The organism is Hydrogenophaga sp., assembly GCF_041633695.1.
Taxonomy (GTDB): Bacteria; Pseudomonadota; Gammaproteobacteria; order Burkholderiales; family Burkholderiaceae_C; genus Hydrogenophaga.
The window spans coordinates 1-10,130 of record NZ_JBFJMY010000140.1; the positions used below are offsets into that span (position 1 = coordinate 1).

Genomic DNA, 10,130 nt, shown 5'->3' on the forward strand with positions numbered 1-10,130 from the left:
CCAGCACCACCTGGCGTTCACCGCTGGGCACACCCGCCATGGGTTCGTCCAGCAACAGCACCTGGGGTTTGAGTGCCATCGCCAGCCCGATTTCCACCAGCCTTTGTTCACCATAGGCGAGCTCGGTGGGGCAACGTTGGGTCCGGTTTTCCAGGCCCAACTGGTGCAGGATGTGCGCCGCTTCTTCGCGCACCGCGTGGAAACTGTCCAGCGCCCGCCAGAGCCGGTTGACGCTGCCTTGGCGCTGGTGGATGGCGAGCTCTATCTGCCGGTGGATCGGCAGTGTGGGGGCCAACTGTGTGATCTGGAAGGTGCGCGCCAGGCCGCGCTGCACGCGCTGGGGTTGGCTCAGTTGAGAGACGTCTTCACCGCGCAACCACACGCTGCCCTGGCTGGGCGCGAGCACGCCGGTGATGAGGTTGATCAAGGTGGTCTTGCCCGCGCCGTTGGGCCCGATCAGCCCCACCCGGTTGCCCGGGCGCAGGGTGAAGCAGACGTCGCGCGTCACTTGGAGGCCGCCGAACGATTTGTGCAAATGGCGCACGTCCATCAAAACATCGGTGCTCATGTGGCGTCCTGGGTACTGGGGTTCGGTGCGGGCCGGCTCCAGACCAGCCGCAGCCGCGCCCACAGGCGTTCGCGTGGCACTAGCACCACGAACACCAGCATGCCGCCGATGATGAACAACCAGTGGTAGGGGTTGATGGTGGCGGCCGTGTGGTGGATGAACATGAACACCGCCGTGCCACCGATGGCGCCAAAGAGATTGCCCGCGCCGCCGAGCACCAGCATCACCAGCGCTTCGGCCGACAACTCAAAGCCCAGGGTGTCGAGCCCGACGATCTGGTTGACCTGGGCATTGAGTGCGCCGGCGATGCCGGCAAAGAAGCCGGAGAAGGCATACAGCTTCAGCAATTGCCCGCGCACCGAGCCACCAATGGCCGCCGTGCGCAAGCGGTTCTGGTGGATGCCCAGCACCGACAACCCGAAGGGCGAACCCATCAAACGCCGCATGGCCCACAGGCACAGCAGCATCACCACGAAGCAGTAGACGAAGGCTGTCTTGCCATACAGATCAAAGGACCAGATGCCCAGGATGCTGTCGATCTGGAACCCGGTGAGGCCGTCTTCACCGCCGGTCCAGTCGCGCAGCTTGCTGGCGCCGTTTTGTGCGATCTGGCTCAGCGCCACGGTGAGCATGAGAAAGCTCAGGCCCTCGTAGCGCAACAGGAACAGGGCCGACAACCAGGCCAGCAGTCCACCGGCCAGCGCGCCGGCCACCAGGCCCAGAAGCGGGTTGCCCGTGAGGTGCATGGCCAGCAGACCCGCCGCGTAGGCGCCGGTGCCGTAGAGCGCCGAATGGCCCAGCGTGGCCAGACCACCGTAGCCCACCACCAAGTCGAGCGACATCACCAGGATCGCCATGGTGGCGATGCGGGCCGCCAGCGGCAACTGGTCCGGCCACCAGAAGAAGATCAATGCGGCCAGTGCCAGCAGCACCAGGTAAGGGATGGAAGTTTTCATGCCGTCAGACCTTTCGGGGCACCAGCAAACCGTGCGGGCGCCAGGCCAGCAGCAAAGCCATGGCCAGGAAGAAAAACAGCGATCCCCAGTCGGAGGCGAGGTACTTGCTGGCGGTTTCGATGATGCCCAGCGCGAGCGCCGCCGCCAGCGAACCCGCGATGCTGCCCATGCCGCCCACGGCCACCACCACCAACACCAGCACCAGGTACTTCAAGGGGTAATACGGCTCCAGCGGCATGAGCTCGGCGCCCAGAATGCCGCCCAGGCCGGCCAGCGCCGCACCCACCGAAAACGTGAGCACGTACACCAACTGCACTGGAATACCCAGGGCGGCGGCGGCGCTGGCGTTGTCCACCGTGGCGCGCAGCCAGATGCCAAAACGCGTGCGGTTGAGCACCCCGTAGGAAGCCAGCAGCACCAGCAGGCCACAGGCCACCACCAGCAAGCGGTGGGCCGGCAAGCTGCGCACCCCCAGGTCGATCGTGGCCGAGAGCGCGTCGGGCAGCGGAATCAGTTGCACCTCCGGCCCCACCAGCAGGTTGGCCGTGGCCACAAAAAGAAAAGTCAGGCCAATGGTGAACAGCACCTGGTGCAGTTCGCTGCGCCGGTACAGGCGGCGTAGCACCAGCACTTCGAGCGCCGCGCTGAGCACGCCGGTGGCCAGCACAGCGAGCGGCACGCCGACCGCATACGACAGGCCTTGTTCGCGCACCAGCCAAGCGGCGATGTAGCCACCGGTCATGGCAAAGGCGCCATGGGCCAGGTTCACGAAGCGCATCAGGCCGAGCGTGACCGACAGGCCCACGGAAATGATGAACAGCACCATGCCATAGGCGATGCCGTCGATCAGTATGTTGGTCAGCAGGGTCACGCCACAGTCCTTTGCCTGAGAGCTTCGAAAACGTCCGGCCTTACTTGGCCAGCCCGTGGTCCACTTGTGGGCCGAAGTTCTGCAGTTCCTTGTTCACCAAGAGACCAGCAGCGGTTTTTTCAACCGAGCGCAGGTAGACGTTTTGCGTGATGTGGCGCGTGTTCGCGTCGATGCTCACGGGTCCGCGTGGACTTTCCCAGCTGTAGCCCTTGATGGTCGCCATGGCCTTGGCGCCGTCGCGCTGTCCACCGGTGGCTTCGATCATTTTGTGGATCACCGCCATGCCGTCCCAGGCACCCACCGAGGCGTAGTTGGCCACGGCGTCCTTGTTCTGCTTGGCCAGCGCGGCCAGGAAGGTTTTGTTGGCGGCGGAATCGTGTGCGGCCGAGTAGTGGAACGCGGTCGACAGACCGATGGCCGAGTCGCCGAACTTCTGCAGGTCGAACTCGTCGGTCTCGGCGCTGCCCAGGAATTCGATGCCGGCCTGGCGCAAGCCGTTCTCGTTGTAGGCCTTCACGAAGCCCAGGTTGGGAGGACCACCGGGCAGGAACACGTAAACCGCCTGGGCGCCACTGGCTTTGATGCGCTGCGCAAAGGGCGCGAAATCGGTGGTGCGGATCGGCATGCGGATGCTCTCGACCACCTCGCCGCCTTGTTTGGCGAACTCGGCCTTGAACGCGGTTTCAGCGTCCACGCCGGGGGCGTAGTCGGTCACCGCCGTCACCACTTTCTTGATGCCTTTTTTGGCCGCGTGCTGCGCCATGGGTACCGTCACCTGCCACAAGGTGTAGCTGGTGCGCACGTAGTAATCGCTCTTGGTGGTGATGTCGGAAGTGGCGGCGTTGAACACCACCATGGGCGTCTTGGACTCCTGGATCACCGGTGCCACCGCAAAGGCGTTGGGCGAAAACACGATGCCGCCCAGGTAGTCCACCTTGTCTTTGATCACCAGCTCTTGCGCCAGCGTGCGGGTGTTGGCCGGGTTTGGGCCGCCTTCGTCGCGGTAGATGAACTCGATCTCTTTGCCCGCCAGCTTGCCGCCTTGTTGCGCCACGTAGGCTTCGGCGCCGGTCTTGAACAGCGTGCCGTAGTGGGCGAAAGGGCCCGAGAACGGGGCGATGATGCCGACCTTGACGGTCTGGGCGGCAGCACCGCCCATGGCAAATGCAGCAGCGAGTGTGCCGACCAGCTTCCATTGAATACGCATGTTTGTCTCCTGGGGTGCTTGCGCTCTGGATGGCGAAGCTGCGTAAATGATATGCCAACTAGTTGATATGCCAACTAGTAGAAACACCAATGGCAACCCGGAGAAGAGCGGACAGGGTCAAGCGGATGGTTTCAGCTGGGTCGCGCTCCGAGTGCAGGCGAGCCGTCGCAGTCGCCGGTGCCCGGGGGGATCAGGCGGTCGCCAGGTCGACCGCCGCGAGGATGCGGTCAAAGGCGCGGGATGCGCTCGGCGCGTAGTGGATCATGGCGAGAAAGCCGTGCACCAGACCGTCGCAACGCAGCACCTGTGCGTCCACACCAGACGCCAGCAACCGTTGCCCGTAGGCCTCGCCTTCGTCGCGCAGCGGATCGCAGCCGGCCGACAGGATCAACGCCGGGGGCGAATGCGACAGATCGGGCGCGTGCAGCGGCGAGGCCAGCGGGTTGTCGCGCTGGGCGGGATCGGGCAGGTATTGGTCCCAGAACCACATCATGTCGCGACGCGTCAGCAAGTGGCCCTCGGCAAAGGCCTGGTAGCTGCCGGTGTCGAAGTCGTGCCCGGTCACGGGATAGGCCAGGATCTGAAGGTCGACCGGGCGGGCGGTGTCGGTTCGGTTGTGCAGGCGCGCCGCCACCGTGGCCAGGTTGCCGCCCGCACTGTCGCCCATGGCAATGAGGCGCGCCACCGGACCACCGAGCCGGGTCTCCGCTTCTTCGGCGCTCCAGCGCAAGGCCGCAATGGCGTCGTCCAGAGGCAGGGGGAAGGGATGCTCGGGCGCCAGCCGGTAGTCCACCGACAGCACCGCACAACCGGTGCGCGCCGCCAACGTGGCCGTGAGCGGGTGGTAGGACGCGACCGAGCCCACGACCCAGCCGCCGCCGTGGAAGTAGACGATCAGTCCGCGGGGCTGTTCCCGCGGCACGTAGAGGCGCACCGGTAGCGCGTGGCCGTTGGAAGAGGCGATGCTGAAATCCTCGACCCGCGCCACATCGGGGGCTGGGCCGAACAGCAGGTCCATCAGCATGGGGCCCGAGCGGGCCTGCTCCGGTGTGCTTTGCCAGAACGGTGTGCGCTTGGCGTCTTTGATTTTTTGCAGCAGTTCGGTGATTTCCGTGTCCATGTCTGATGTCCTCCCGTGCGGTTCAAAGGGTCTTGCGTTGGGCGGCGACGCGGCCCAGCCGGGCCGGGGGTGCGCCAAAGGCAAGCCAGCCACCGTCCACGGGCAAGGTCACGCCCGTGATGAAGCTGGCACTGGGCGAGGCGAGGAAGGCGATGGCTTCGGCCACTTCCTCGGGCTGGGCAAAGCGCGCCATCGGCGTGCGGTCTTCGATGTCCGACGGGTTGAGCGCACCGCGCGCGATCAGGTCGCGCACCAGGTCGGTCATCACATAGCCCGGCGCCACGGCGTTGACGCGGATGCCGTCGCGGGCCCACTCGCTGGCCATCGCTTCGGTCAGCGCGGCGATGCCGGCCTTGGCCGCCCCGTAGCCGTTGCGGCCAGGATGGCCGGCCATGCCGGCGATCGATCCCAGGTTCACGATCACGCCCGTTTGCCGCGCCACGAAATGGCGAGCGGCCTCCCGGCTGGCCAGAAAGGTACCGCGCAAATGCACGGCCAGAATGCGGTCAAAACCTTCCACGGTCTGTTCCAGGGTCATCACCGGCTGTTCGCCGATACCGGCGTTGTTGACCAAAGCATCGATCTGGCCGTAGCGCTGCAACACGGTCTCGAACAGTCCCAGCACATCGGCTTCCTGGGTCACATCGCAGGCAACGCCCAGGTGCTGCGGCCCGAGTTCGGCGGCGCGTTGACGCGCGGCCTCGGGCCGAACGTCTGCGATCACCACATGCGCGAAGTCGCGCGCCAGCCTGTGCGCGGTGGCCAGGCCGATGCCATCACCGGCGCCGGTCACCACTGCTACACGCTGCGAACCCGTTTGATCGGCATGCATGTCCTGTTGCTCCTTATCCATGTCCCAACCCCGCGGCGCGCGTCCCATGAGACGCGGTCGCTGAAGTCGATGTGAACGGTGTCTGCGCAGCCTGCGCGATGTGCCGGCCCGTCATCCAGCCAAAGGTCATGGCCGGCCCGAGCGTGATGCCCGCCGCAGGGTAGTGCCCGGCCATCACGCTGAGCCTGTCGTTGCCCACCGCATACAGCCCCGCGATCACCGAGCCCGCTTCGGTGCGTACCGCGCCTGAAACGGTGGTCTTGAGTCCTTCGAAGGTGCCCAGGTCGCCCATGTGCAGCTGCACCGCGTAGAACGGGGCCTGGACGATGGGCGCCACACAGGGGTTGGGCGCATGCTCCGGATCGGCCAGGTAGCGGTTGAACGCCGAGCTGCCTCGGCCAAAAAGGGGGTCCTGGCCTTGCGCTGCGTCGGCGTTGAATGCGTCGATCGACGCTTGCAGTGCGGCAGGGTCGATGCCGACCCGTTGCGCGAGCTCAGCGAGCGTGCGACCTTCGGTGAGGTAGCCGCTTCGCAGGTGCGAGCCGATGGGCACAGGCGCGGGCTTGACCACGCCCAGCCCGTACGCACGGAGTGCGCGCCGATCGCAGATCAGCCACACCGTGGTGTCCGCCGCGCTGGCACCGTCTCGGACCATGGCCGCACCCACGTCGTGGTACGAGTTGGATTCGTTGCAGAAACGGTGGCCGGCCTGGTTGACGCCGATCACACCGGGTTTGTACCTGTCGAGCAAGTGGGGGAACAGGCCGTGCTCGCCATTCGCAAACGGCACGCGCGACACCGGCATCCATGCCGCAGCGTTCGGCAGGCCGGTCTGGCAAACGCCGCCCGCCTGTTCGGCCAGACGGATGCCGTCACCGGTGTTCTCGGCGGGCGTGGGCGATAAGTGACGGCCACCACGGCGCAGGTGCGGATAGGTCTGCTTAGTCCGCGCCTGGTCGTGCGGGAAGCCGCCACAGGCGAGCACCACGCCATGGCGGGCGTGCACACGCAGCAAGCTGCCCCCGCGCTCGATCTCCGCACCGACCACCGCGCCGCCGTGCATGAGCAGTTGTTTGATCGGGGTCGAGGTCCAGATGGGCACACCGGCATCCAGCGCCGACCGGGCCAGCCGGGCAGCGAGGGCGTTGCCGCTGGTGACCTGCACGGCGCGGCGGTAGCGCAACATGTCGCACAGGTGTGTGACCAGACGGCGCGCTACGTAGGCGAAGGAACGCAGCGAGCGGGTGGCGTTGAAGAAGTGCTTGAGGTCCGCGTTCGAGGAGTTGAACATCATGCCCATGAAGGTGATGGTCTTGAGCGGCAAGCGCAGTCGGGCCATGTCGGCGCCCAGCGCGCGGATGTCAAAGGGCTGCGCGAGTATGGAGCGGCCCACTGCCGCGCCGCCTGGCTGGTCGGGGTGGTAGTCGGGGTACTGCGTGGGACCAAACCGAACGCAGGTCTCGCGCTCGAACCAAGCCACCATGCGTGGCGCGTTCTGCAGAAACTGCTCGACCGCCTCGGAGTCCAGCGCATCGCCCGCCTCGGCGTCGAGGTAGCGCCGGGCCATGGCCCGGGCCTCATCGCCTTGTTGGGGGTCCCAGCGATTTCCCGGAACCCAGAGAACGCCGCCGCTGAGCGCGGTTGTGCCACCGAAGTGCTCGGCTTTTTCCACCACCAGCACATCCAGCCCGGCCTTGGCCATGGCGATGGCCGCCGACAGGCCGCCTGCGCCCGATCCGGCGACCAGCGCATCGCATTCCATATGTTCCAACAGTTGCTCCTGAGTTTGGGCGCCTTGGCGCACCTGCGCGGAGCAGGGCGCCGACCAGGTGGCGGACCGGTCGCGGTCGCTCCGCAACCGGTCCGCAGGTCTGTCAAACCTTGGGGCGGTAGCGTTCGACGAGTTCACGCCCGCCAGCGAGCAGCTTGGCGCCGTCAAAACCCTTGTCGTTCATCTCCTTCACCCATTCGTCGACGATGGGGTTGGTCAGGCGTTTGAACTCTTCGGTCTCGGCCTTGCCCATCACATGGACCGTGTTGCCGCGTGCCAGGGTGGCCGCCCGCACCACCGGGTCCTGGGCCTCGATCTCGCGCCCGTACATGGCCGACACGTCGGGGCCGCTGTTCTGGTCGATGACCTTTTTCAGATCCGCCGGCAGGCTGTCGTAGCGCGCCTTGTTCATGGCGAGGAACTGCATGCTGTTGTTGAAGCCTTGCATGCCTTTGGGGAACTCGGTGTGGAACTTCGTGAGCTCATCCAGCTTGGCAGCGGGTACCGTGTCCCAGGGAATGATGGCGCCTTCGATCACGCCCTTGGCCAGGGCGTCCGGGATCGCTGGTAAGGGCATACCCACGGGAATCGCGCCCACCGCCGTGAGGATCTGTGTGGCCTTGCGTGTCGGGCCCCGGACTTTGAGTCCATGCAGGTCGCCTGCTTTGGTGATCAGCTTGCTCTTCATGTGCAAGATGTTCAGCCCATGGGTGTGGCAGGCCAGCAGCTTGACATCACGAAATTCGTCCGGCGCGTAGTTGGCGATGTACTCCCACGCCGCGCGCGAAGAGCCTTCAGCGTCGTAGGTGAAGAAGGGTAGCTCGAAAGCTTCGGAGCGCGGGAAGCGGCCCGGGGTGTAACCCGCCAGCGACCAGACAATATCGACCACACCGTCGCGGGCCTGATCGAAGAGCTGGGCAGGTGCGCCACCCATTTGCATGGATGGGAAGCCCTGGAATTTCAGGCGTCCACCAGACTCTTTCTCGATCTTTGCCATCCACGGTGTGATGACGCGGCTGTACACGTTGGACATCGCCGGCACGAAGGTGTGGAAGCGCAGGGTGATGACGTTCTGGGCTTTCGCGCTGGTGACGATGGCCGGGGCTGCCAGTGCGGCGACGGATTTGATGAGGGTTCTACGGTCCATGGATATGTCTCCTTGTCATGAATGAAACGGGTTGCCAAGCGGCTTGGCGTCAGGCGAGTTCGAATCCCTGGTAGTTGTTCGATGCAACTTCTTCGATCAGCTTTCGGTAGAGCGGAACACCTGATACGAAGGCCATGAATACACGTGGCTTGCCCTCGATGTTGGCCCCCATGTACCAGCTCTTCGCTTTGGGGTACAGGGTCTTGTTCGCCTCTTCGGCGCAACGAAGCACCCAGCTGTCTTCGGCCGATTGTTGCGCTGCGATGCGACGCACGTTCCTGGTTTTTGCCGTGTGCAGCAAGCGCATGATCCAATCGACGTGGGTTTCGATCGAATGCACCATGTTGCTCAAAACCGATGGGCTACCGGGTCCGGCGATCACGAACAGATTGGGGAAGCCTGCGATGCTGATGCCCAGGTAAGAAGTGGGTCCGTCTTTCCACTTGTCGCGCAGGGAGAGACCTCGCTCGCCGCGTATGTCGATGGACTTGAGGGCACCGGTCATGGCGTCGAAACCGGTGGCGAACACAATCGCGTCGCAGGCCATCTCGCGCGACTGGGTGCGAACGCCTGCGGGTGTCGCTTCCACGATCGGATCGGCAGCCACGTCCACGATGTCGACGTGGCTTTGGTTGAAGGTGTCGTAATAGTCCGAGTCCACGCAGAGCCGTTTGGTGCCGAAGGGCAGGTCGTCCTTGGGGCATAGGATCTCGGCCTTTCGGGGGTCTTTGACCACCGCGCGGATTTTGCGTCGCGCAAATTCGGCCACCAGTTGATTGGTTTCCAGGTTCGACATCTGGTCGGCAAATGTGCGCAACATGCGAAACCCGCCACCCGCACCTTTCCAACGGTACTCCAGTTCGGCGGCACGCTCCTCGTCGGTCATCTCAGCCGCGCTCTTGGTGTTGGCGTTGAGAAACTGCCCGGTGATGGCTTCGCGGCCCATGGCGCGCCGCTCGGGGTAACGGGACTTGGCCGCCCGCAGCGCTTCGGGCGTGAACGCCACGTTGTGGGCCGGCACGCTGAAGTTGGCGGTGCGTTGCAGCACGGTCAGCTCGCTGGCCTGGGCGGCGATGTTGGGCACCATCTGTACGCCGCTGGATCCGGTGCCGATCAGCACGACGCGCTGGCCGGTGAAATCCACGCCTTCCTTGGGCCAGCGCGCGCTGTGGTACCAGTTGCCTTGGAAGTCGTCCAGACCTTGCAGGTCGGGTTTTTGCGGAATGGACAGTCCGCCCGTGGCCATCACCAGGTAGGTGGCTTCGAAGGCTTCGCCGCTCTCGCTGACAACCGACCAGACGGCGCGCTCTTCGTCGAAGTGTGCCGAAGCGACCCGGGTATCGAGCTGAATGGCTTGTCGGAGATCGAAGCGGTCGACCACATGGTTGATGTAGCGCAGGATCTCACTCTGCGGTGCATAGCGCTCGGTCCACTCCCATTCTTCTTCGAGTTCGCGGCAGAAAGAGTAGGAGTAGTCCAGGCTCTCGACATCGCATCGCGCGCCGGGGTAACGGTTCCAGAACCAGGTTCCGCCGACACCGTCACCCGCTTCGAGCACGCGCACCTTCATGCCCGCTTCACGCGCCTTGTAGAGCTGGTAAACACCCGCAAACCCGGCGCCAACCACCAACATATCCAGCTTCATCTTGTCTCCATCC

The 10,130-nt window shown here is 64.9% G+C and carries 9 protein-coding genes; all 9 read right to left on the reverse strand.

Translation table 11 applies throughout. The features are described from left to right. A partial coding sequence (locus ABYB95_RS10570; protein ID WP_372658463.1) for an ABC transporter ATP-binding protein occupies positions 1 to 568 on the reverse strand: 568 nt, incomplete at its 3' end. Further along, positions 565 to 1,524, reverse strand: coding sequence for a branched-chain amino acid ABC transporter permease (locus tag ABYB95_RS10575; RefSeq protein WP_372658464.1), 960 nt, complete (start codon positions 1,522 to 1,524; stop codon positions 565 to 567). The genes ABYB95_RS10570 and ABYB95_RS10575, both read right to left, overlap by 4 nt. 4 nt (positions 1,525 to 1,528) lie before the next feature. Further along, the gene (locus ABYB95_RS10580) at positions 1,529 to 2,395 is read right to left on the reverse strand and encodes a branched-chain amino acid ABC transporter permease (RefSeq protein WP_372658465.1); all 867 of its coding nucleotides are present in this window, start codon (positions 2,393 to 2,395) and stop codon (positions 1,529 to 1,531) included. A gap of 40 nt (positions 2,396 to 2,435) precedes the next feature. Further along, a complete protein-coding gene (locus tag ABYB95_RS10585; protein WP_372658468.1) occupies positions 2,436 to 3,602 on the reverse strand; it encodes an ABC transporter substrate-binding protein in 1,167 nt (388 codons plus the stop codon). Between the two features lie 190 nt (positions 3,603 to 3,792). Beyond that, positions 3,793 to 4,722 (reverse strand): alpha/beta hydrolase, encoded by a 930-nt coding sequence (locus ABYB95_RS10590; RefSeq protein ID WP_372658469.1) that lies wholly within the window; start codon positions 4,720 to 4,722, stop codon positions 3,793 to 3,795. A 22-nt stretch (positions 4,723 to 4,744) separates the two neighbouring features. After that, complete coding sequence (locus ABYB95_RS10595; RefSeq protein ID WP_372658470.1) at positions 4,745 to 5,554, reverse strand: SDR family NAD(P)-dependent oxidoreductase; 810 nt, start codon at positions 5,552 to 5,554, stop codon at positions 4,745 to 4,747. A 13-nt stretch (positions 5,555 to 5,567) separates the two neighbouring features. Next, positions 5,568 to 7,328: an FAD-dependent oxidoreductase gene (locus tag ABYB95_RS10600; RefSeq protein WP_372658474.1), complete on the reverse strand. Its 1,761-nt coding sequence runs from the start codon at positions 7,326 to 7,328 to the stop codon at positions 5,568 to 5,570. A gap of 100 nt (positions 7,329 to 7,428) precedes the next feature. Then, entirely contained in the window at positions 7,429 to 8,472 is a 1,044-nt protein-coding gene (locus ABYB95_RS10605) for a TRAP transporter substrate-binding protein (RefSeq protein ID WP_372658471.1), read from the reverse strand. Between the two features lie 49 nt (positions 8,473 to 8,521). After that, positions 8,522 to 10,130: flavin-containing monooxygenase (locus ABYB95_RS10610; protein WP_372658472.1), on the reverse strand; the 1,609-nt coding region annotated here is incomplete at its 5' end.

Bases quoted from the DNA above. Each gene is read 5' to 3' on its own strand.
- ABYB95_RS10575 (WP_372658464.1), bottom strand. From the start codon at position 1,524: ATGAAAACTTCCATCCCTTACCTGGTGCTGCTGGCACTGGCCGCATTG.
- ABYB95_RS10585 (WP_372658468.1), bottom strand. From the start codon at position 3,602: ATGCGTATTCAATGGAAGCTGGTCGGCACACTCGCTGCTGCATTTGCC.
- ABYB95_RS10590 (WP_372658469.1), bottom strand. From the start codon at position 4,722: ATGGACACGGAAATCACCGAACTGCTGCAAAAAATCAAAGACGCCAAG.
- ABYB95_RS10595 (WP_372658470.1), bottom strand. From the start codon at position 5,554: ATGCATGCCGATCAAACGGGTTCGCAGCGTGTAGCAGTGGTGACCGGC.
- ABYB95_RS10605 (WP_372658471.1), bottom strand. From the start codon at position 8,472: ATGGACCGTAGAACCCTCATCAAATCCGTCGCCGCACTGGCAGCCCCG.